We start from the raw sequence: 22,480 nt of genomic DNA, 5'->3' as shown, positions 1-22,480 counted from the left end.
AATTGGATGAAGATTACCAATACTAAATATCCAAACCTTAATCTTGCAAATGAAGATGAAAGAGGAGAAAATCTTATTATAGATTTTATAATTTCATCATCAGTAGGTTTTTCTTTAGCGTGGCTGACTTACCAGAACTTACTTTCGGCAATCTTTATTTACTATGTGTCGAGGTTTTTATATTATTTCCTTTTTGAATCTGTTACAGGTCGTACACCAGGAAAATATCAAACAAGGACTATAGTGGTTGATAAAGATGGAAATAAACCATCAAAAAATCAATTGGTTATTAGATCATTAAGTAGGTTTTTTAGCATATTCTCAGGAATTAGTGATAACGAAAGAGCCATTCATGATAGCTTATCGGATACTTTTGTAATTAGCGACAAAAATTTAAAAAAACTGGAGTTTAGGCGACCTTTAATTTTCTTGTTTAATCAATCTATTTTAATCTTTTTAGCTTATTCCTTCCTTGATGAACCTGAATATGAATTTTGGGATATCTTGGCTATCATTCTACTAACATTTGCCATTTTAAGTGGTTTTGTTATAGCATTTATAAAACTATCAAAAACTAAAAAGGCTTCTAAATACTAGTTAAGTTAATATTCATTCTGACATCCTGAACTTGATTCAGGATCTTACATAAAAATAGATTTTGTACTGCACTTAGACTGTGCTCAGTGTCACAGTTTTGAGTAGCAATAATTAAGAGATTCTTGCGAAAGCAGGAATTTTATTTAACCAAAACACCCTTCAACTGCATTAAAGGAACAGTTTGAAGTGCCTTTTCATTGATGGTGTTTTTTCTGAATAAATACGTTTTGTCAAACATCTGATTATCTTCAAAAAAAGTGATTTTAAATGAGTTGTTAAGCTCTAAAACCTTTTCTTGTAGATACTCAATCTTGGCATAACTACGCGCTGGCAATTTTGCAAGTGTATGACGCATAGGAGGTGTCATTTTTGTATCGTTATAGCCTTGCGAAACAATAAGAACAGTGTCTAAATCTTTATCTGAATTGTTTATGATATATGCATTCCAATCTAGAGTTTTATACTCTATATGTTGTTCTTGTACTACAGCTATATAAACGTCCTTTACTTCAGGAATAGTGATGTCTTTTTTCATGTTGCAAAAATAGCAAACTATTCAAAATATGCATTCTTGTAATCAGAAACTGAAATGCCTTTTAAGCTATACACCACAAAATGATTTAGTAATTCTTTATTAGTGTAAATTTCCATCAGATTATTGTTTCTTAGGGCTACTTCTTCAAAGCGTTTAAAGTATAGGCTACAGAACAGACTTAAGTTGACTTCAGGTCTAATAGTACCATTTTTACTAGCCTTTTCTAATAAACCATAAACCGTTTGGTTAACAATTTCATTTCTGAAATCATCAAATATTTCATTGGCCTTTGGGTAGTACTTTTTTAAACCGAAAATAAATGAAGGCTTAAAATGTTTTAAGTTTTCAAAACCTTTCTTATAGATTAAAATTATACAAGTTATAGGATCATCATTATGCGATTTTAATATCTCATTGACATCATCTCGAAACTCATCCAATAGAAAAGCTACACTTTCTACAACCAAATGCTCTTTACTCCTAAAGTACTTGTAAATTGTTTTTTTAGAAATACCAACTGATGTCGCTAGTTCGTCTAAGGTGTAACGTTTACTCCCAAACTTTGTAAAACTGTCAATGGCAGTTTTTATCAATTCGTATTTATCTATCATTACTTGTGTAATTATATACTATTCTACTGCTATAGATAATAATGGAATATTCATACCCGAAGCCATAACTCTGGTTTTACTTTTATGAACTATGGATTCCCAAAATCCATATTTTTTAGGAATCATTACTAATAAATCAGCATTTGAGGCTTTGATTTCTTTTTCAATTTCTTCGATTACGGCATTAGACTTTACATTTTTGTATATGTGTGTAATGGGTTCTAATTCGTTATCAATATTTTGTAGAGCTTCACCCTTAGACAACAGTTCGTTTATCTTGTTTTCCACATGAAATATGGTGACATTAGATTTTAATAGCAAGGCTATTTGCCTTAATCTTGCTAATGACTTTAGAGGTATAGCCTCCATTAAATCGCATGCAAAAAGTACATTTTTAATGCCAGAAAATTGAGCTCTTAATGGTACAGCGAGCACAGGAAACTTTCTCATACTAATCAAGGTTGTAGTAGGGTTTCCTAATAAGTTTTGTTCCATAGATTTTGGAGACATGCCCATAACCAACAACCGTGAGTTGTTCACCTCCATTAGGTGTTCTATCTCTTGCTCTAAATCAACATACTTACACTCGTACTCAACATCAATATTAAATTCTTTAGATAGGTTTAGTGCTTGGTCCTTTAATTTGTCACTATTCTTCTTAATTAAGCCATCCATAGATTTTACAGTTAACCTAGAGTTTGCAGCATGCACAGGTAGCCTAAAGGCATTAAATAATATCAATTTTGAATTGAATACCTGAGCAAGTGAAGCTGCATATAGTACAGCATTATTAGATCGTTCTGAAAAATTAGTGGCAACTAAGATAGGTCTCATAATTTTGTGTCGATTTTCTTTGTTTTGAAAGTGAATAACTAACAAAACGATTATTCTACATAGCTTTAAGCTTTTTCATGAAATCCGAAAAATGGGGAAAGAAATCTTCGAAAAGTTCGTGCTTTCTGTTTTTTAACATCACTTCACTAAACAACTTTAAACCAACAGCAAATTCAACAGATTCATTGTCATTATCAAATAGGTTTTTAGCCTTTAAGATGTCTATGATGTTGAAGATATTATCGTGATTCTCGAATTCAAACTCTAAGTTTTTTTCGGCTACAGATTCATCCTTTAAGACTAATTCTTTAAGGTTGATGCTGTACTTATTATTTTTCTTTCCCATTATTCTTTTAAATTTTATTTCCAGCCGCCACCTAAAGCTTCATAAAGGTTGATAACGCTTAACATTTGTTGTAGTTTGTTATCAATTAAATTAAGCTCTGCACTTAGCGCGCTTTGTCTAGCTGTTAATAGATCTAAGTAATTGGCATATCCGTTTTTCAATAATTCTTCTGAATTGCTTTCGGCATTTCTTAATGCTTCAACTTCATTTTGGCGGTATTCAAATTTCTCTGTTTCTGCCTCATAATCATAAAGCGCATTAGACACTTCGTTTCCTGCTGTTAAAAGCGTGTTTTTAAAGGCTAATAAAGCTTGTTCCTGCTGTGCTTTGGCAACTTCGTGCTGCGTTTTAATGCGTCTTTGATTAAAAATAGGCTGAGTTAATCCGCCAACTAAAGTTGCAAATAATGAATTAGCATTAAGTAATTGATCTAACTCAAGACTTTGAAAACCAGAATTAGCCGTTAATGTTAGTGACGGATAAAAATTACTTCGTGCTACATTGGTTAACTCAAAAGCGTTGATTAAACCATATTCTGAAGCAATAACATCTGGTCTGTTACTTAATAAAGTAGCAGGTACACCAACTTTTATATCGGCATCAAAGTTTTGGTTTTCTAAAGAACCTCGTTGAATAGGCTGAGATGATCTTCCTAATAAAAGATTTAAAGCATTTTCAGTTTTAAAAATTGTAGCTTTTATATCTACTAATAGTGCTTTTGCGTTATTGTATTGCGCAATATTTTGGTCAACCGCAACTTGGTTTACTTGTCCAGCGTCCTTTAATGCTTTAATTGTAATGACACTACTGTCTCTAGCGGCAACTGTTTGCTCTGTAACTTCTAATTGTGCATCTAAGGCCAACAATTGGTAATATGTAGTTGCAATGCTAGATACTAACTGTGTTTTTACCGCTTTATGTGCAGCGACACTTTGTAAATAGGTAGCTTCGCTAGCACGTTTATTACTTCTAATTTTTCCCCAAATATCAGCTTCCCAAGATAAACTTCCTGAAAGTTCATATTGATCTAATGACGAAAAGAAAGACCCAAATTGACTGTTTCCAGACAATTCTTGACGTGTCATCTGTGCAGTAGCGCTAACCGTTGGTAAATATCCTGCTTTACCTTGTTTTAAGTAAGCTTCGGTAACTAGAATTTGCTGAATTGCAGTTCTAATATCTAAGTTATTTTGAAGACCCTCATTAATATACTGCTGCAAATAACTGTCAGAAAACATATCAGCCCAAGATATATCTGCCATAGACAAACTGTCTGCTGGCAAATTATCTGTTCTAAATAAATGGTCTGTTTCTTCTAATTCTGGTCGCGTATAATCTTTAGCTACAAAGCAACTTTGCATTGTTATCGCAACTACAATAAGTAATAAGGGTTTACTTAATTTTTTATATGTTGAATGTGATATCATAATTTTAGTTCTCGATAGTTTTTGTTTTTGGTTGACCTGAAACTTTCTCTTGCAACCATTGGAATAAGATGAATAGAATAGGGATTACAAAAATTCCTAAAATGGTTCCTATTAACATTCCTCCAGCAGCACCAGTACCAATAGATTTGTTACCAGCAGCACCAACACCGTTTGCTAATACAAGTGGCATTAATCCTAAGATAAAGGCAAAAGATGTCATTAAAATTGGTCGTAATCTGGCTTTTGCACCATGTATAGCTGCGTCTACTAAATCTTCTCCGCTACGTCTACGTTGTAGTGCAAACTCTACAATTAAGATGGCATTTTTAGCTAATAAACCAACCAGCATGATTAAGGCTATTTGGAAATAAATGTTATTCTGTAAGCCTAACATTTTGGTTGAGAAAAAGGCTCCAAACACACCTAGCGGTAAAGAAAATATTACAGCTAATGGCAATAAGTAACTTTCATATTGTGCAGCGAGTAAGAAGAAAACGAATACAATTACCAATATGAAAATAATAACCGTTTGATTACCTGCATTTACCTCTTCTCTAGATAAACCAGAGTAAGCCACATCGTAGTTGTTTGGTAAGTTTTTAATTTCTTCGTTAACAACTGCAAGTGCGTCACCGGTACTAAAACCAGGGTTAGATGCTCCACTAATTTTTGACGAATTATATAAGTTGAAACGCGTTACAGATTGCGGACCATATACACGTTTTAAATCTACGAACTGTGTAATTGGTGCCATCTCACCACTTCCTGTTTTTATATACAATTCATTTAAAGAACTTGCATCTGTTCTGTCTTCTGGCAAGGCTTGTACATAAACTCTATATTGCTTACCAAATCTAGCAAAATCAGCTGCGTAAATTCCACCTATATAACCTTGTAAAGTAGAGAATATACTACTTATAGACACGTTATATCTTTTAGCTAATGGCACATCAATTTCTAACTCGTATTGAGGATATCTTGTATTGAATGAAGATTGTCCATACTGAATTTCTGGATGTTTCATCAAGTTACCAATAAACTGTTGTGTGGCAGCATCTAGATCTTCAAAACTTCCACCAGATTTATCCATTAAATTCACCTCAAAACCACCTGAAAGTCCAAAACCAGGAATACTTGGCGGCGCAAAGAAAATAATATTAGCATCTGGAATAGTCGCTGCAATACCAAATAGTTTTCCAATAATGGCACTAGAAGACAACTCTTCGGTTTCACGTTCATCCCATTTATCTAATTTTACAAATCCTAAACCGTAGTTAGAACCAGCTCCACTTATTAAGCTTCGTCCATTAATAACCGTAACTCCTCTAACGCCAGGTATCTGTTTGGCTTTTTGGTACAATTCTTCGGTAACTACATTAGTTCTATCCATAGTAGCTCCAGCCGGTAATTCTACATTCATAAAGATAATACCACGATCTTCATCTGGTACAAATCCTGTTGGTGTTGTAGACGCTGCCCACCAAATACCAACTCCTGAAAGCACAAGTATAAGCCCTGTTACCCATTTGTTTTTGTATAAAAAACTAAGGGATTTACCGTAGCGTTGCGTAGCAGCATTGAATCCAGTATTAAAACGGTCGTAAAATTTTTGAAGAAAACTTTTGCTTTTGTCTTCGTGATGGTCGTGTCCTTTTAAAAATAATGCACATAACGCCGGACTTAAAGTTAAGGCATTTACGGCCGAAATTAAAATAGCTACAATTAAGGTAACACCAAACTGTTCATAAAACACTCCCGTTGGACCTTGAATAAAGGTAACTGGAACAAATACCGCTGCCATAACCAAGGTAATGGAAATAATAGCTCCAGATATTTCGTGCATAGCATCTAAAGTAGCTGTTTTAGCATTGGTTGCACCTTCATCAATTTTGGCGTGTACAGCTTCTACCACCACAATGGCATCATCAACTACAATACCAATTGCCAATACTAAAGCAAATAGCGTTAACAGGTTAATGGAATAACCAAAGACGTTTAAGAAAAAGAACGTACCAATAATGGCCACAGGTACTGCTATTGCGGGAATTAAGGTAGAACGAAAATCTTGAAGGAAAATAAATACCACCAAAAACACCAATAAAAAGGCTTCAATTAAGGTATTTCTAACCTTGTTCATAGAAGCGGTTAAAAACTCATTGGTGTCGTAATTAATTTCATATTTTATACCGTCGGGAAAGTCTTTGGATAAACGATCTAACTCCGATTTTATATTTGTAATAATCTCTTGTGCATTGGAGCCTGCCGTCTGAAAAACTCCCATATTCACACTCGGATAGCCTTCGGTAAACCCATACGACTCGTAGCCTTGCGCATCTAATTCAATTTTAGCTACATCTTTTAAACGCAGGTATTCGCCATTATCTAAGGCTTTAATAACAATATCTTGGTACTGTTTTTCGGTTTTAAAACGTCCGCTATACTTTATATTATATGCAAATGCTTGTCCGTCATTTTGTCCTAAACTACCTGCAGAAGCCTCTAAACTTTGCTCTTGTAGTGCGGCAATAACTTCGGAAGGGATTAAATTGTAGGCGGCAAGTTTTTCGGGTTTTAACCATATACGCATCGCATAATCTTGATTAGAAAACACCTGAACATTTCCAACACCATTTACACGTTGTATAGCCGGAATAACATTAATTTTTAAATAATTCTGAACAAAAACGCCGTCGTAATCTTCGTTATCTGAATAAACAGATAGGAACATCAAGGCCGAGGTTTGTTGCTTTTGTGTGGTAACTCCTGTTTGTACAACTTCACTTGGTAGTAATGGGTTGGCTCGAGACACACGGTTTTGAACGTTAACGGCTGCAATATCAGGATTCATTTCTTGATCGAAATACACTGTAATATTTGCAGTACCGTTATTATCTGCTGAAGAGGTCATATAAGTCATTCCCTCAACACCATTAATTTGTTCTTCAATAGGAATGATTACACTTTCTAAAATGGTTTCTGCACTTGCACCAGGATAAGTGGCATTAACCTGAATGGTTGGTGGTGCAATGTCTGGGTATTGTTCTACAGGTAAAGCAGAATACCCTAAAACACCCAAAATAACTATGATGATGGAAATTACGGTAGATAATACCGGTCTTTCTATAAATGTCTTTAACATAATTTTTTTCTAAATATTATTGAAATAAAGGTTTTAAGGGTTTAACAATACTGTCAAACGCTACTTTTTGAGGTTGTAAAGGTGTTCCGTTTTTAATTTTACCTATACCTTTTACAACTACTAAATCACCTTTCTTTACACCAGATTCTACAATAAGAAGCAAATCGTTTTTATCCTTAATTGAAATTAAAGATGATTTTGCTGTATTGTCATCACCAACGGTATATACATACGTTTGTCCTTGTTGCTCAAACGAAGCTGATTGAGGAACAACAACAGCATTTTCATAGGTTTTAGGTATTTTTATTGTACCACTATTTCCGTTAGTTAACAATCTATTTGGGTTATCAAAAACGGCTCTAAAACTTACTGTACCAGTATTAGCGTCTATTTGACCTGTAACCGTTTCAATAGTTCCTTTTTGGTCATAAACTTGACCGTTTGCTAGTAGTAATTCAACCTTTGGGAAATTGCTAATTTTTTCTTGAAGTGTTTTGCCTTCTGTATCTTGTAAGAAGTCTAAATATTCTGTTTCATTCATAGAAAAATAAGCAAAGACTCTTTCTATACTGGCAACAGTAGTTAAAGGATTTACGCTAGTTGCACTTACTAAAGATCCTTCTCTGTAAGGAATTGCGCCTACGTAACCATCTACTGGGCTTTTTACGGTTGCGTAACCAATATTAGCAACAACACTATTGTAAGCACTTTTTGCTTGTGCTAAATTTGCTTTTGCTGTTTCTAACTGTACTTCGCTAATAATGTTTTTTTCTACTAAAGGTTTTAATTTATCAACCTCTACTTGTGCTACATTAACACTGGCTTTTGCTGCTTCTGCATCTTGACTTAAAGATTCTGTTTCTAATTTAAAAAGTGTTTGTCCTTTGCTTACTTTTTGTCCTTCGTCTACTAAAACTTTATTGATGTAACCAGACACTTTTGCTCTTACTTCACTATTAATAGTGCCTTCTATTGTTGTTGGGTAAGTGTTATATGTTGTCACCTCTTTTTGAGGCACAGTGGTTACTGCCAATGGCATTGCTTGTTGCTGTTGCGATTGTTGCTGTGGTTGTTCTTGCTTACAGCTTGTGCTAACTAATGCTACAATACTTAACGCTGTTATGATATGTATTTTATATTGTTTCATGTTTTGAAAAAATTGATTAATTATCATTATTAATTAGGGATTCTTTTAATATAGTTATTGATAAAATTGCACCATTTAAAAACTCAATTGAGCTGTCGTGATAACCAAATTCAAATTGATGCTCTTGATCTAAAATGGTGTTTACATCTATTTTGTATGATTTTATTTCTTCGTGAAGTTGTTTTTCGCTTTTCCACTCTTTCAGCATATTATCAATACTTTGTAGCATGGTGTCTACATTAACTATAAAGTATTTTTTTCGGTCGCCTGGTTTTGTAAAATATTCTAGTTTTTTTAGATCTTGAAGATGATTTAAGTGTGTAGAAATTGTGCTTTTACTCGCACAAAGGTTGGTTACTAAATCTTCAAACGTAGTTCCTTGCTTACCAGTTAAAATGATGAACGAAAAAATTCTAGCAGCCACAGGTGCTATTTGCTCTTTTTTTTCTAAAAAGATACCTAGTTTTTCAACTAATGCGAGTTTTCTTTTTTCTAGGTTTTCCATTGTAATTTAATTTTATGATGCAAAAATATGATTGGTTCGGAACAAACCGAACTAAACGAAGTTAAATTATTGTTAAATAAAAAAGCCGATAGTATTTTTAGTACTATCGGCTATAATAAGTTATGATTTGTGTGTCTTTTTATAGAGCAGATTTGAATTGTTCTAAGAATCGAACATCATTTTCACTTAATAATCTAATGTCACTGATTTGGTTCAGTAGCATCGCAATTCTATCGATTCCCATACCGAAGGCAAATCCTGAATATTCTTTAGAATCTATGCCACAGTTTTCTAATACATTTGGGTCTACCATACCACAACCCATAATCTCTAACCAACCTGTTCCTTTGGTAATTTTATAATCGGTTTCGGTTTCTAGTCCCCAATATACGTCTACTTCGGCACTTGGTTCTGTAAATGGGAAGTAAGATGGACGTAAACGAATTTTAGACTTTCCGAACATCTCTGTTGTAAAATATTGAAGCGTTTGTTTTAAGTCTGCAAAACTTACATCCTTATCAATATACAAACCTTCTACTTGGTGGAAAAAACAATGTGATCGTGCAGAAATAGCTTCATTTCTATATACTCTACCAGGAGAAATAGTTCTAATTGGTGGTTTATTATTTTCCATATAACGTACCTGCACAGAACTTGTATGTGTTCTTAATAAGATATCAGGATCAGTTTGAATGAAAAACGTATCCTGCATATCGCGTGCTGGATGATACTCTGGTAAATTTAGTGCCGTAAAGTTGTGCCAATCGTCTTCAATTTCTGGACCTTCACTAACGTTGAAACCTATACGAGAAAAAATATCAATAATTTGATTTTTTACGATAGATATTGGATGACGAGCACCAATAGCAATTGGTTCGCCAGGACGAGATAAGTCACCGTAAATGCCCTTATCTTCTTCCAGGCTTTCTAAAGCTTCTTTTAATACATTAACTTTATCCTCAGCGGTTTTTTTAAGCTGATTTATGGTTTGACCAAACTCTTTCTTTTGCTCGTTAGCTACATTTTTAAATTCAGCGAAATATTGTTTTAAAAGTCCTTTAGACCCTAAATATTTAATTCGGAATGCCTCTATCTCTTCTTTAGACTGTGCAGAAAATGCTTCTGCTTCTGCTATCAACTCTTTTAACTTGTCTATCATTTTTGCTGAATTTAGCTCAGTAATTCAAATTTAGGACTGCAAATTTAAAAAATATCAATCGATATACTCCATTTCAACAAAATAGTTAACGATAGCTTCTTTCATCAACACACTTTGTTCACCTGCTTTTAGAAATGGTAATTGTTCTTTTACTTTATAATGTGGCCAACCATCTTCATCTACAAAATCAAATTCATAAAACCCATATGGTTCCAAAAGTTTACAAATTGCAATATGCATAAGGTCTAATTTGTGGTCTTTTTTATATGTTCTGTGAATTTGCCCTAACTCTTGAACTCCAATAAGATATATAATAGAATCTAGATCTAACGTATCTCCATCTGCAAATTGGTTAGAGAGCTTTTGCACCACCAAACCCCATCGTTCTTTTAACTGTTCGTCTCTTGCCATAATTTATCTTACAACTTACGCGTTATAGAATTAGCAAAGTTAATTTATATTTGCTAAAACCGCTAGTATTATGAGTATCATTGATATTGTTTTGGCAGCTCTTCTGCTTTTTGGATTTGTAAGAGGTCTCTTTAAAGGCCTTTTTGTTGAAGTTGCCTCGTTAGTTGCCCTTGTATTGGGTGTTTATGGAGCAATACACTTTAGCTATTTTGCTGCTGATTTGCTAGAATCTAAAGTAGATTGGAACGAAAAAACCATAAATATTGTTGCCTTTGCTATCACCTTTGTAATTATTGTTTTAGCTATAAGCTTGGCTGGTAAAGCTCTAACAAAACTCGCAGATTTTGCTGCTTTGGGTCTTTTAAACAAACTTTTGGGTGGTGTTTTTGGTGCTCTAAAAATTGGTTTAATACTCAGTGTTTTACTTATTGTTTTTAATAAACTAAACAAGACGGTTCCTTTTATGGAAGAAGATGATATTGAAAATAGTGTGCTTTATGAGCCTGTGAAGTCATTAGCACCAATGATTTTTCCAACAATAATAAAAAGTGGAGAAGAGCTTCAAATTAATCCTGAAGTTTAATCAGAAGAAATTTAACTATTTTTTTGTAGTTATTAATACTTAATTTTGTAGTAAATAATATTGCTGCAAATATTTTGAAACCGATTCAAGTCAACATAAAACATTTAAGAACCTTAAGAAAATTATCTCAAGAACGGTTTGCGGATGAGCTAAAATGGACGCGTTCCGTCGTAGGATCTTATGAAGAAGGTAGAAGCGAACCACCAATAGAGCGATTGATAGATCTATCAAATTACTTTGATATACCAATTGATATTTTAGTTAGAAAAGATCTCCGTAGAGCCAAGGATACTTCCTTTATAGAAGTTGGGAATAAGCGTGTACTTTTCCCCATAACAGTTAATGAGGAAAATGAAGATTTAATTGAAATCATTCCAGCTAAAGCTACTGCAGGTTATTTATCAGGCTACGATGACCCTGAATACATAGAGCAGCTTCAGAAAATAAAACTACCATTTCTACCAACAGGAACACATAGAGCTTTCCCTATAAAAGGGGATTCCATGTTACCAGTTAAGGATGGAGCTTTTGTTGTCGCTAAGTTTATTGATAATATTAGTGACATTAATAATGGTAGAACTTACATTGTGTTAACTAAAGATGATGGCTTGGTTTATAAGCGTATTTACATTCCAGAGAATGATACTCAGAATCTACTTTTAAGTTCAGATAACAAAGCATATCAACCTTATTTAGTTAAAAGAGAAAGTATTCTAGAGTTATGGAAATTTACATGTTGTATCAATACTCAAGAATATGATGAAAAGGAACTAAAACTAAGTTCTATTATGACAATGTTTCAAGAGTTGAAAGTAGAGCTTGAAGCAGTTAAAAATATGCCATAAAAAAACGCGAAGTAATTTACTTCGCGTTTTTCATAATATTTATAAGATAAATTAATCTGCTAAGATAATTAGCTTGTTATCTTTCATTTCTATAGTACCAGAATTGATAGCTAACCACACTCCTTTATCTGACTTAGTAAATTTAGAAGCAACTTCCTCTTTTAATTGAACGCTACCTGCTACTTTTACATCACCTTCTTTCAAAATTGAAACAATAGGTGCGTGATTTTCTAAGATTTCAAATTCGCCATTAACACCAGGAACAGTAACTGAAGTTACTTCTCCACTAAATAATGTTGCTTCTGGTGATACAATTTCTAAATACATATTTTTTAGTGTTGAGTATTGAGCATTGAGTAAAATTAGAAGTTTTCACTACTAACATCTCATGTCTCATTACTAGTTTACGCCTCAGCTAACATTTTTTCTCCAGCTTCAATAGCTTCTTCGATAGAACCTTTAAGGTTGAATGCTGCTTCAGGTAAGTGATCTAATTCACCATCCATAATCATGTTAAAACCTTTGATAGTTTCTTTAATATCTACTAAAACACCTGGAATACCTGTAAACTGCTCAGCTACGTGGAATGGTTGTGATAAGAAACGTTGTACACGACGTGCACGTCCTACAGCTAATTTATCTTCTTCAGATAATTCTTCCATACCAAGGATAGCAATAATATCTTGTAACTCTTTGTAACGTTGTAATAACTCTTTTACACGTTGCGCACAGTTATAGTGATCCGCTCCTAAAATTTCAGGAGTTAAGATACGAGATGTAGAATCTAATGGGTCTACCGCAGGATAGATACCTAACTCAGCAATCTTACGAGATAATACTGTTGTTGCATCTAAATGGGCAAACGTTGTAGCAGGAGCAGGATCCGTTAAATCATCCGCAGGTACATATACCGCTTGTACAGATGTAATAGAACCTTTTTTAGTTGATGTAATACGCTCTTGCATCGCACCCATTTCTGTTGCTAGTGTAGGTTGGTAACCTACCGCAGAAGGCATACGACCTAAAAGAGCAGACACCTCAGAACCAGCTTGTGTAAAACGGAAGATGTTATCTACGAAGAAAAGTACATCTTTTCCTTGTCCATCACCAGCACCATCACGGAAATATTCTGCAATAGTTAAACCAGATAATGCAACACGAGCACGTGCTCCTGGTGGCTCATTCATCTGTCCGAATACGAAAGTTGCTTTAGAATCTTTCATTGCAGTTTTGTCAACTTTTTGAAGATCCCATCCGCCTTCTTCCATAGAATGCATAAAATCTGAACCATACTTAATAATTCCAGACTCAAGCATTTCTCTTAAAAGGTCATTTCCTTCACGAGTTCTTTCACCAACACCAGCAAATACTGATAAACCACCGTGACCTTTTGCAATATTGTTAATCAACTCCTGAATTAATACAGTTTTACCAACACCAGCACCACCAAATAAACCAATTTTACCACCTTTAGCATAAGGCTCAATCAAATCGATTACTTTAATACCAGTAAATAAAACTTCAGTTGAAGTTGATAATTCTTCGAATTTTGGAGCTGATCTGTGAATCGGTAAACCTGCTTCACCAGCTTTAGGTAAATCACCTAATCCATCAATAGCATCACCAATTACATTAAAAAGACGTCCATAAACATCATCACCAATTGGCATTTGGATTGGCGCACCAGTTGCAGTAACCTCAGTACCTCTACTTAAACCATCTGAAGAATCCATTGCGATAGTACGTACGGTATCTTCACCAATGTGAGACTGTACCTCAAGTACTAAAGTAGAACCATCAGGTCTTTTAATTTCTAAAGAATCATAAATTTTTGGAAGTTCTGCGTCAGTACCGAATTCTACGTCGATAACTGGACCTACAATCTGTGCAACTTTACCTGTAACTTTTGACATTACTTATATGTTTTTGTTTTGCAATAATTTAAATATGAAAAACCAGCTCGTTTTTCGCGCTGCAAAGATATATTTTTATTTAAAAATAAAAGTGATTTTTGCGAGCTTTTTTCCATAAAAAAAGTGTGCCCTAAAAGAACACACTTTTTAAAATATATAGAATTAGTTTTTATTGTAATGTAGGGGAGTATGTAGTGCTGTAATTTGAAATATCGACTAAGTTCCCTGAGTTTTTGAAATTTGATCCATAAGCTAGATCAATAGCTTTTAACATTTCATTTGCAATTAGTGCGTAACCTCTAGAATTTGGGTGTACGCCATCAAGAGAAAATGCACCTCCAGTGACTAAATCTGATGTTAGTATGTATCCACTAGATGTTATTCCTGTTGTTGATAATTGATCCAATAAAGTATTGGCATCTAAAAATGCAAAACCGTTTGCTGAAGCAGCAGATTCTATTATTGTATTGAAGCTATCTATAGCAGTACTAATTTCATTTTGTTCAGATGGAATTAAAACCCATTTATCTGCCAGAGGAAGACTAATTCCTTCTACTGAAAATTGGGCAGCCAATGCTTGTGGTAATCCTTGTCCCACTAACGCAGTAACATTTGAAGTGTTAATAGTTCCAATTACATTTGAACTTGGTAATACAAGTAAATCTTCTTCTGTAGCTTGTCTGGACTGTCCATAAGTTGCACCTAATAAGTTTGCTGCTAACGGTGCTGCTGAGGCAGGTAACCCAAATTGAGCAATAAATGCAGGGAATGTTGGACTGGCATTTAATTGAGCAGTTATTATAGATGAAATATCAGCTAAGCTTTCATCTCTTATAATAACAGGACTAGCTTCTGTTTCAGAGAATACTATAGCTCTACTTGGGTCAACTGCTGAGAAAATTGGATTTAAAGCCCCAAAAATTGAATTTAATAAAGGTATTTGAGGCGCAAAATCAGGATTACAAGGATCTAGAGGAGCGTAAGGGACTGTCGTAAAATGAGGTATTGATGTAATATTGGGAATGTTTCCAATGATTCCATCTGCACCAGTTCCAACTAAAGTATTTACTATAGTATTATAAGCAGTTGTAAAAGTAGCTGTGTCTGTAATAGGATTATAATCTGATGATGCTGTGTTACTTTCACCACCAGAAAGTGCGTATCCTAAAACATCATTATTTCCAATCCATAATGAGAAAAAAGTTGGATTTTGAGCAACTGCATCAGCTAGTACCGTAGTAGAAGGATTTGAAGCCATTCTCACAAAGTAAGGATTCGCTGTACCTGCTAGAACGCCAGATGGATCACCATACCCAGGAGCTAATAGATGAAAACTTTTTGCTCCAGGGACTCCTAAGTTATTAAAAGGCCCAGTTGGGTTATTCATAATAATGTCTGTAGTTGGAGCTATAGGATTTGAGTTTGGATCTTCAGGGGATACACCTAAAATTGATGGTCCTGTTCTATCTGGGTTTGGATAAGGACAGCTGTCTTCGTTAGAATCAGGGTCTACATATACATATAATCTTGGAGAAGCAATAGGTGTGCCTCCATATAACAATCCACCAATATTGTCATTTGTAAGAGGTTGGTTAAAGTCACCACCGTTGGCTAGAGTTGCGAATTGTTGTGCCAATATTGCTGGTGTAGAATTCTCTTGAGAAATTCTATATAAGGCATTGTCAGTATACCCAGCTGTAAGCGAATTCCCAATGGCTATATAGTTTGAAAAATCTGCAATACCTTGTGTAAATTCTTCATTAATTATTGGGTCTTCACTATTTCTATCTCTTAAATCGTCTACGAGCTCATTCTCGCAACTCATCATTCCTAAGGTTAGTAATGATAAAGCTATATATTTTATTGTCTTCATTTTATATTTTTCTTTTCCGTTATTATAAATTGTTGATTGTCCAAGATAAGTAGTATTGAGAACCTATTAAACCAGTACCAAATGCTGTAAAGTACTCGTCTTGTAGCAAGTTAGTTGCTCCTGCTTTGAAAGTTGATTTAATACTTGGAACTTGATAACTAATTTGAGCATCCAACACATGATATGCTGGTACATCACCATCACCGAAAGAAGCTTCCCAGAAATAATTGTCACTCCATCTCCAAGCCACATTAAAGCCAAAGTTTTTGAATAATTCAGTTTTACCAAAAGACGCCTTTACTTTGTGCTCTGGTGTGTTGAAGTTTGTTCTAAAATCAGGATTCGCTTTTACGTCAAAGTCTAATTTAGCATAAGTGTAGTTGGCACTTAAATCGAAACCGTTAAATACTTTAGTAGAGACTTGAACAGCAGCACCATAAGAGTTTACGGTTTCATCTGAATTTGTGTAAGTCTGGTATACTTGATAATCTCCATTAGCTATTGCTGCCACTGCTAAAGGTGTACCACCTGTCGTTGTTTGTGTTAATTGTACATCACCATAAAAAGGTGCAATAACTGTTTCGTTAGCTAAGAAATCTTGGTAGGTATTATAGTATGCTGAAGCATCAATAATGAAGTCATTTATTTTACCACGATAGCCTAATTCAATAGAGCTTACTTGTTCTGGTTTTGCATAATTAGAATTTGCTATTTCTAATGCTGCAGGATTCCCTGTGGCTCCAAAATCTTGAACGGAAGAGGCAAAGAATGAGTTATTATAAGCACCAGTACCATCAAAGTTTATATTATTCTGACCTGTAATTGCAGATCCAACGGCACTTAAATCATAATTTCTAATATCTCTTTCTGGGTTGTCAAAAGCACCACCAATTAATATTGCTCTACCAACATCTAAACCAATATAAAGATCTTGAGTGGTTGGGTTTCTGAATCCTGTTTGGAAAGAGGCTCTAATGTTATGATCTTCATTTATTGTAAAACCAGCAGATAATCTTGGTGAGAAGAAACCGTCAAAAAGTTCTGATTTGTCATAACGAAGAGATCCAGTTAATTTTAAGTCTACATTCTCAGATAATTCCAATGATCTTTGTAATTGTGTGTAAACACCAACTTCTGAGTAGTTGATTGGTCCGTCAGTATCAGTATAAATAGTACCAAAAGAGTTTAACTTATATCTTCTGTAAGAACCACCAACTTGTACTTCAGCAAATTCAATCATATCACCAAAGTTATAATTAGCATCAGCGTGATAGATTTTAGAATTATCCTGAAATCTAGAACCAGAACCTAAATCAGGATCATTTGTAACCTGTTCAAATGTTCTCTGGAATTCAGGTGTTCCTGGAATTAATCTTCCTGTATCAGCAACAGCTCTAGATTGTGCATGCTTTTGTTCATCAGATAACGTAGGTTGCGAAAGTGTTAAACCAGCAAATGTTGAAATATAATCTCCAAACCAGTCAGCATCACTCTTCCAAGCTCTGTTAATATTTATACCAGTGAATACCATGTCGTAAGAATCACCAGCTTTATCTTCGGTAACATAACCCCTAACAAAGAAGTTATCGTTTCTAATTTCTATTTTATGTTGTTGTAAGAAGAAATTTTTAAGGTTATAACGGTTAGCACCTTGGTAAATGGTATTACCAGAACCAACTTTACCTACATATTGAATTTCAAAATCATTAGCCCACGGACGGAAATATAATCCCCAATCTGCTTTAATACTTTCAGCATTATAGTTTGTTAAGTCTCTTTCGTTGTATCCTGTACGACTTACTTCTACATCAGGAATAATTCCCAAACCAGAAGCAGATCTTATATTAGTGCTAACTTCATCACCATATACATTGATACCATCATAATCTGTATCGGCTCTTGTAAGTCCTCTGTTTAGTTTGTCTTCTTCACTAACAGCAGCCCAATCCGTTCCTTTTAAATAACCAAAATTAACTTTTGCAGCAAATTTGTCACTGAATTTATAAGCCATTCTTATACCTAAATCGGTATAATCATTGTCTCCAGCAGCTTCTTGAGAGGTGATACCTCTTTTCACATAACCGCTTATTCCTGTATGATCAAAAGGGCTTTTACTTCTCATAAATAAAATTCCATTGAAGGCATTTGCCCCATATAGTGCAGAAGAAGCACCTGGTAAAAGCTCTACGCTATGCACATCAGTTTCTGTCATACCCAATAAGTTTCCTAATGGGAAGTTAAGAGCAGGAGCAGAGTTATCCATGCCGTCTACTAATTGCATAAATCGTGTATTGGCAAAAGTCGCGAAACCTCTTGTATTAATAGACTTAAAAGTTAAACTGTTTGTGTTAATGTCTACACCTTTAAGATTTTCTAAACCATCGTAGAAATCTACTGAAGCCGTGTTTTTAATTTCTTTTAGACCAAAACGCTCAACAGTAACAGGTGATTCAAAAATACGTTCAGGAGTTCTTGAAGCAGAGATAACAACTTCATCAAGTTCGTTACCTTCTGCAAGAGTAACATCTACAGTTTGATTATTGCTTGTTATTTCAATTGTTTGAGCTTCAAAGCCTGTATAACTTATACGAATTGAAAACGGTGGATCTTGATCCACGGTCAAAGTATAGTTTCCATCAAAATCTGAAATAGTACCAGATGATGTACCAACTACTACAATATTTGCACCAGGTAAGGGTAGCCCAGTATTATCAGAAATTTTACCTTTAATTGTGGTTTGAGCAAAAGATACCACGCAAAAAAGCATTGTAAAAAACGTTAAGATTGTTTTCATGTTAGAGTATTAGTTAATTTATTAGTGAGCAATTTAATTAAATATATGAAATTTCAATAAGAATTTCTCAAAAAATTATGCATGCATAGCACTTTTTTTAAAAAATTAAGCCTTAAAATTGTGAATAGTTCAATTTTAAGGCTTTAAAATATAATTTTAATAACAGGAAATGTTACTCAACAGTCACAGACTTAGCTAGATTTCTAGGTTGATCCACATTTTTACCCAACATCACAGCAATATGATAAGATAGTAGCTGTAAAGGTATCGTTGTTAATAATGGAGAAAGACATTCTAATGTTTCAGGAACTTCGATGACATGGTCTGCTAATTCTTTTACACTTGTATCACCTTTGGTAACAATTCCTATGATTTTACCTTTGCGTGATTTTATCTCCTGAATATTACTTACAACTTTTTCATAATGTCCTTTTTTGGTAGCAATTACTACAACAGGCATTTGTTCGTCTATCAATGCAATAGGACCGTGTTTCATTTCAGCTGCAGGATAGCCTTCAGCATGTATATAGGAAATCTCTTTTAATTTTAATGCACCTTCTAAAGCTACAGGGAAATTAAATCCACGACCTAAATACAAAAAATTTGTCGCATTTTTATAGATGTCGGAAATCGTTTGTACATAAGCATCAGATTTTAATGCTTCTTCTACTTTACCAGGTATAGTTTCAAGTTCTATTAAATGATGTCTAAATTCTGAACTTGTAATGGTGCCTTTAGCTCTTGCTAAACGCAAAGCCATTAAAGTTAAAACTGTTATTTGAGTTGTAAAAGCCTTTGTTGAAGCTACACCGATTTCTGGTCCAGCATGAGTATACGCACCAGCATCTGTTTCTCTAGCAATAGATGAACCTACTACATTACAAACGCCAAAAACAAATGCTCCTTTAGATTTAGCCAATTTTATAGCTGCTAAAGTATCTGCTGTTTCTCCAGATTGAGAAATTGCAATTACGATGTCTTTTTCTGTAATAACTGGGTTTCTATATCTGAATTCTGAGGCGTATTCTACTTCTACGGGTATGCGAGCTAAATCTTCAAATATGTATTCTGCAACCAGTCCTGCGTGCCAAGACGTTCCACAAGCTACAACTATAATACGTTCTGCAGCGAGAAACTTTTTCATGTTGTCTTCAACACCAGCCATTTTTATAATGGCTTCATTACTTAACAAGCGACCTCTAAAGGTATCTAAAATAGCACTAGGTTGCTCGTAAATTTCTTTGAGCATAAAGTGGTCATAGCCACCCTTTTCAATTTGTTCTAAGTTAAGCTGTAGTTCTTGCATATATGGGTCTACAAGGCTATCACTTTTTATTTTTCTAACTTTTACCTCTTTTCCTCTTCGGATAATAGCCATTTCTTCATCTTCTAAATAAATGGCATTTTTGGTATATTCAATAAAAGGTGATGCATCACTTGCAATGAAAAATTCATCTTCTCCAATTCCAATAGCCAGAGGACTGCCCAGCCTTGCAACTACAATTTCGTTTGGTTTGTTTTTATCAAAAACCGCAATAGCGTAGGCACCTACAACTTGGTTTAATGCAACCTGAACTGCTTTACCAAGTTTAATATCTTCATTTTTCTTTACGTCTTCAATAAGGTTGACTAATACCTCAGTATCTGTGTCTGATTTGAACTTGTAACCACGCTTTATTAATTCCTTTTTAAGAGCATCATAGTTTTCAATAATTCCATTGTGAATAATTACTAAATCTCCAGAATTAGAATAATGAGGGTGTGAGTTTACATCGTTAGGAACACCATGTGTCGCCCATCTTGTGTGTCCAATACCTAATGTACCGTCGGTTGGAATTTCTTTCTCTAACTTTTCTTTAAGGTCAGAAACCTTTCCTTTAGTTTTAGATAGTTTTATATTGTTACCGTCAAATAAGGCTATACCAGCACTATCATATCCGCGATATTCTAATCTTTGTAGTCCTTTTATTATTATAGGATAAGCCTCACGATGTCCTATATAACCGACAATACCACACATAATTTTTGATTATTTAATATTCGTTTGGTTCTGTATAATATATTTCTAAATACACTTTTTTATCTTCGTTTTGCGATTCGGTATTACTACCATACAAAATAGTACCTCTTGGACTTAAGATAGAACTTATAGGTATAGATAATTGATCATTATCAGTATTTTTTTCTTTTGGTTGTAAAAAGTTGCCTTCTAAATTAACATTTAATGAAACAGCTAAACCAAGCTCAACATTTGTTGAGTCATTAATCAATAAATTATTAATATGATCAGTGATTTTTACTTTGTATTTAATACCTCTTTCTGTTGTTTCATCTCTTTGTAATGGACCAAGATGGTTATATTTTGAAAATGAAGGTAGTGTGGAATTTGTAACATCCAATGAATAATCGAACAAAGGTGTTTTATTATCTACGTCGTACACAAAAATGCGGTTTGGCTCGTTGTTTGGGTCTTCTGAATTACTGTTAAGAGTTTCATCATCAACGTAAAAAACTAAGTTAGCTTCGTTAACTAGCCTTTTGGACTTTACAAACTTACCACCTTCATCAGTTTCTACAAAAAGATTTTTAAATGTTTCAAAGTTGTTCATTTCAGGAATATCATCAACATTTTCACCATCAAAAAGTTTGATTTTAGCAACAGATCCAGGGCCACCTTTCAGGTACAATCGGCTATCACCTTCATTTGAATTGCCATCTGTAAGGGGAATGTTAGAAAAATCATTCTCAATAAAATTTATTCGATTAGGACCAAATCTTAAAACAAAAGTTCCTTGCTCTGTAGCTTCAACATCGTCAGTTGTTGAAGCAGTTAACCTTTTATAATAGATAGTTATATTTGCATTTTGGCTTGCTGTATTTAGAATTAAGAAACTGCCATCATCATTTACTGGTTCGGCCTTAAAATAAAGTCCTCTAAAATAATCTGAAAAGTTATTTTGGCTGCTAAGAACGGCATCTCCTTCTCGATTTATTATTTTATTTTGCCAGTATGTACGATCCAATAAAACTCTTATTCCAGGTGAAAGCCTTTCAGAAATTTCTAGCTCGCCATCTTCATTTTCTTCTTTAAGAACATGACCATCCTCACTTATTTCAACTTCATTGCTTATTATTTCAAATTGGTCTGTAGTACGGTTAAACTTAACGAAGCTTAATTCTTCACCTTCTAGTGGTGAAACGGACTCGCTACCACTAGCAGTCATATCAGAATAGTAAGCTTGACTTTCATCAAAATCTGCTGCAGGGTCAAAATCTCTAATAAAATATTCATTTTCAAAGATTCTCAATCTGATATTGTCTCTGCCTATAACTGAATCAATCTCATAAGTTACGTTACCATCATCATCTACATCTGTAACAAGGCTGTAATAAGGTAATCTAAGAACTACAGAATCTATTTGCTGAAAATCATCACCTCCAAAATCTGGATCAAATGAACTGGTAGTTAACTGAGTGACAAAGCTAGCTGTGGTTCTGCCATAAACGTCATCATATATTCCTAACGTATTAATTCCAGAGCCATTATTGGTTTGTACTGGTCCAACCACATCTGTATACGCAATAACTTCAGAAAATTCAGGGTAATTTTCTTTTAGTGATAGAATATCAAAGTTTGTAGCATTGTCACTATTAATGATATCCGATTCTATATTTGAAAAGTCTTTGTCACAAGCTATAAAACTTGATATAAGTAAGCCAAGAGCGATAAACTGTAGGGCAATTTTTTTATTTCTCATAAA

Annotated in this window: 19 protein-coding genes; 3 read left to right on the top strand and 16 right to left on the bottom strand. The window is 34.1% G+C overall.

What is annotated here, in order from left to right:
* The first annotated feature begins 6 nt into the window (after positions 1 to 6).
* On the top strand, positions 7 to 597 hold the full coding sequence (locus QGM60_RS05675) for an RDD family protein (RefSeq protein WP_281139257.1): 591 nt from the start codon (positions 7 to 9) through the stop codon (positions 595 to 597).
* Between the two features lie 139 nt (positions 598 to 736).
* Here the strand turns inward: QGM60_RS05675 and QGM60_RS05670 are convergent, their stop codons facing one another.
* From QGM60_RS05670 to QGM60_RS05625, 10 genes are all read right to left on the bottom strand, one after another.
* The gene (locus QGM60_RS05670) at positions 737 to 1,132 is read right to left on the bottom strand and encodes a hypothetical protein (protein WP_281139256.1); all 396 of its coding nucleotides are present in this window, start codon (positions 1,130 to 1,132) and stop codon (positions 737 to 739) included.
* A gap of 17 nt (positions 1,133 to 1,149) precedes the next feature.
* Positions 1,150 to 1,743, bottom strand: coding sequence for a TetR/AcrR family transcriptional regulator (locus tag QGM60_RS05665; RefSeq protein WP_281139255.1), 594 nt, complete (start codon positions 1,741 to 1,743; stop codon positions 1,150 to 1,152).
* A gap of 18 nt (positions 1,744 to 1,761) precedes the next feature.
* Positions 1,762 to 2,577, bottom strand: coding sequence for a universal stress protein (locus QGM60_RS05660; protein ID WP_281139254.1), 816 nt, complete (start codon positions 2,575 to 2,577; stop codon positions 1,762 to 1,764).
* Between the two features lie 55 nt (positions 2,578 to 2,632).
* Positions 2,633 to 2,923, bottom strand: coding sequence for a DUF3861 domain-containing protein (locus QGM60_RS05655; protein ID WP_281139253.1), 291 nt, complete (start codon positions 2,921 to 2,923; stop codon positions 2,633 to 2,635).
* Between the two features lie 14 nt (positions 2,924 to 2,937).
* Positions 2,938 to 4,350: a TolC family protein gene (locus QGM60_RS05650; protein ID WP_281139252.1), complete on the bottom strand. Its 1,413-nt coding sequence runs from the start codon at positions 4,348 to 4,350 to the stop codon at positions 2,938 to 2,940.
* Positions 4,351 to 4,354: 4 nt separating this feature from the next.
* Positions 4,355 to 7,489 (bottom strand): efflux RND transporter permease subunit, encoded by a 3,135-nt coding sequence (locus QGM60_RS05645; RefSeq protein WP_281139251.1) that lies wholly within the window; start codon positions 7,487 to 7,489, stop codon positions 4,355 to 4,357.
* A gap of 16 nt (positions 7,490 to 7,505) precedes the next feature.
* Positions 7,506 to 8,636: an efflux RND transporter periplasmic adaptor subunit gene (locus tag QGM60_RS05640; RefSeq protein WP_281139249.1), complete on the bottom strand. Its 1,131-nt coding sequence runs from the start codon at positions 8,634 to 8,636 to the stop codon at positions 7,506 to 7,508.
* A 16-nt stretch (positions 8,637 to 8,652) separates the two neighbouring features.
* Positions 8,653 to 9,141 (bottom strand): transcriptional regulator, encoded by a 489-nt coding sequence (locus tag QGM60_RS05635; RefSeq protein WP_281139248.1) that lies wholly within the window; start codon positions 9,139 to 9,141, stop codon positions 8,653 to 8,655.
* Positions 9,142 to 9,280: 139 nt separating this feature from the next.
* Entirely contained in the window at positions 9,281 to 10,300 is a 1,020-nt protein-coding gene (gene pheS / locus QGM60_RS05630) for a phenylalanine--tRNA ligase subunit alpha (protein ID WP_281139247.1), read from the bottom strand.
* A gap of 54 nt (positions 10,301 to 10,354) precedes the next feature.
* Complete coding sequence (locus tag QGM60_RS05625) at positions 10,355 to 10,711, bottom strand: hypothetical protein (RefSeq protein ID WP_281139246.1); 357 nt, start codon at positions 10,709 to 10,711, stop codon at positions 10,355 to 10,357.
* A 70-nt stretch (positions 10,712 to 10,781) separates the two neighbouring features.
* Between QGM60_RS05625 and QGM60_RS05620 the strand changes: the two genes are divergently transcribed.
* On the top strand, positions 10,782 to 11,294 hold the full coding sequence (locus tag QGM60_RS05620; RefSeq protein WP_281139245.1) for a CvpA family protein: 513 nt from the start codon (positions 10,782 to 10,784) through the stop codon (positions 11,292 to 11,294).
* A 74-nt stretch (positions 11,295 to 11,368) separates the two neighbouring features.
* Positions 11,369 to 12,139 (top strand): LexA family transcriptional regulator, encoded by a 771-nt coding sequence (locus tag QGM60_RS05615; RefSeq protein ID WP_281139244.1) that lies wholly within the window; start codon positions 11,369 to 11,371, stop codon positions 12,137 to 12,139.
* Between the two features lie 51 nt (positions 12,140 to 12,190).
* Here the strand turns inward: QGM60_RS05615 and QGM60_RS05610 are convergent, their stop codons facing one another.
* From QGM60_RS05610 to QGM60_RS05585, 6 genes are all read right to left on the bottom strand, one after another.
* The gene (locus QGM60_RS05610; protein WP_281139243.1) at positions 12,191 to 12,466 is read right to left on the bottom strand and encodes a hypothetical protein; all 276 of its coding nucleotides are present in this window, start codon (positions 12,464 to 12,466) and stop codon (positions 12,191 to 12,193) included.
* A 77-nt stretch (positions 12,467 to 12,543) separates the two neighbouring features.
* Positions 12,544 to 14,052, bottom strand: a complete 1,509-nt coding sequence (gene atpD, locus QGM60_RS05605; RefSeq protein ID WP_281139242.1) for a F0F1 ATP synthase subunit beta — start codon at positions 14,050 to 14,052, stop codon at positions 12,544 to 12,546.
* Positions 14,053 to 14,221: 169 nt separating this feature from the next.
* Complete coding sequence (locus tag QGM60_RS05600; protein WP_281139241.1) at positions 14,222 to 15,925, bottom strand: G-D-S-L family lipolytic protein; 1,704 nt, start codon at positions 15,923 to 15,925, stop codon at positions 14,222 to 14,224.
* 22 nt (positions 15,926 to 15,947) lie between these two features.
* Positions 15,948 to 18,719: a TonB-dependent receptor gene (locus QGM60_RS05595; protein ID WP_281139240.1), complete on the bottom strand. Its 2,772-nt coding sequence runs from the start codon at positions 18,717 to 18,719 to the stop codon at positions 15,948 to 15,950.
* Positions 18,720 to 18,891: 172 nt separating this feature from the next.
* A complete protein-coding gene (gene glmS, locus QGM60_RS05590; RefSeq protein ID WP_281139239.1) occupies positions 18,892 to 20,739 on the bottom strand; it encodes a glutamine--fructose-6-phosphate transaminase (isomerizing) in 1,848 nt (615 codons plus the stop codon).
* A 13-nt stretch (positions 20,740 to 20,752) separates the two neighbouring features.
* Entirely contained in the window at positions 20,753 to 22,477 is a 1,725-nt protein-coding gene (locus QGM60_RS05585; RefSeq protein WP_281139238.1) for a DUF4270 domain-containing protein, read from the bottom strand.
* Positions 22,478 to 22,480: the final 3 nt, after the last annotated feature.

It is taken from the genome of Winogradskyella sp. SYSU M77433, from assembly GCF_029911945.1.
Taxonomy (GTDB): domain Bacteria; phylum Bacteroidota; class Bacteroidia; order Flavobacteriales; family Flavobacteriaceae; genus Winogradskyella.
This window is presented reverse-complemented; position numbering and strand designations above follow the sequence as displayed.

Excerpts from the sequence above, each read along its gene's own strand:
- glmS (WP_281139239.1), bottom strand. The coding sequence starts at position 20,739 with ATGTGTGGTATTGTCGGTTATATAGGACATCGTGAGGCTTATCCTATA.
- QGM60_RS05670 (WP_281139256.1), bottom strand. The coding sequence starts at position 1,132 with ATGAAAAAAGACATCACTATTCCTGAAGTAAAGGACGTTTATATAGCT.
- QGM60_RS05620 (WP_281139245.1), top strand. The coding sequence starts at position 10,782 with ATGAGTATCATTGATATTGTTTTGGCAGCTCTTCTGCTTTTTGGATTT.
- QGM60_RS05625 (WP_281139246.1), bottom strand. The coding sequence starts at position 10,711 with ATGGCAAGAGACGAACAGTTAAAAGAACGATGGGGTTTGGTGGTGCAA.
- QGM60_RS05595 (WP_281139240.1), bottom strand. The coding sequence starts at position 18,719 with ATGAAAACAATCTTAACGTTTTTTACAATGCTTTTTTGCGTGGTATCT.
- QGM60_RS05675 (WP_281139257.1), top strand. The coding sequence starts at position 7 with ATGAAGATTACCAATACTAAATATCCAAACCTTAATCTTGCAAATGAA.
- atpD (WP_281139242.1), bottom strand. The coding sequence starts at position 14,052 with ATGTCAAAAGTTACAGGTAAAGTTGCACAGATTGTAGGTCCAGTTATC.
- QGM60_RS05665 (WP_281139255.1), bottom strand. The coding sequence starts at position 1,743 with ATGATAGATAAATACGAATTGATAAAAACTGCCATTGACAGTTTTACA.
- QGM60_RS05635 (WP_281139248.1), bottom strand. The coding sequence starts at position 9,141 with ATGGAAAACCTAGAAAAAAGAAAACTCGCATTAGTTGAAAAACTAGGT.
- QGM60_RS05655 (WP_281139253.1), bottom strand. The coding sequence starts at position 2,923 with ATGGGAAAGAAAAATAATAAGTACAGCATCAACCTTAAAGAATTAGTC.
- QGM60_RS05640 (WP_281139249.1), bottom strand. The coding sequence starts at position 8,636 with ATGAAACAATATAAAATACATATCATAACAGCGTTAAGTATTGTAGCA.
- QGM60_RS05610 (WP_281139243.1), bottom strand. The coding sequence starts at position 12,466 with ATGTATTTAGAAATTGTATCACCAGAAGCAACATTATTTAGTGGAGAA.
- QGM60_RS05650 (WP_281139252.1), bottom strand. The coding sequence starts at position 4,350 with ATGATATCACATTCAACATATAAAAAATTAAGTAAACCCTTATTACTT.
- QGM60_RS05645 (WP_281139251.1), bottom strand. The coding sequence starts at position 7,489 with ATGTTAAAGACATTTATAGAAAGACCGGTATTATCTACCGTAATTTCC.
- pheS (WP_281139247.1), bottom strand. The coding sequence starts at position 10,300 with ATGATAGACAAGTTAAAAGAGTTGATAGCAGAAGCAGAAGCATTTTCT.
- QGM60_RS05660 (WP_281139254.1), bottom strand. The coding sequence starts at position 2,577 with ATGAGACCTATCTTAGTTGCCACTAATTTTTCAGAACGATCTAATAAT.
- QGM60_RS05600 (WP_281139241.1), bottom strand. The coding sequence starts at position 15,925 with ATGAAGACAATAAAATATATAGCTTTATCATTACTAACCTTAGGAATG.
- QGM60_RS05585 (WP_281139238.1), bottom strand. The coding sequence starts at position 22,477 with ATGAGAAATAAAAAAATTGCCCTACAGTTTATCGCTCTTGGCTTACTT.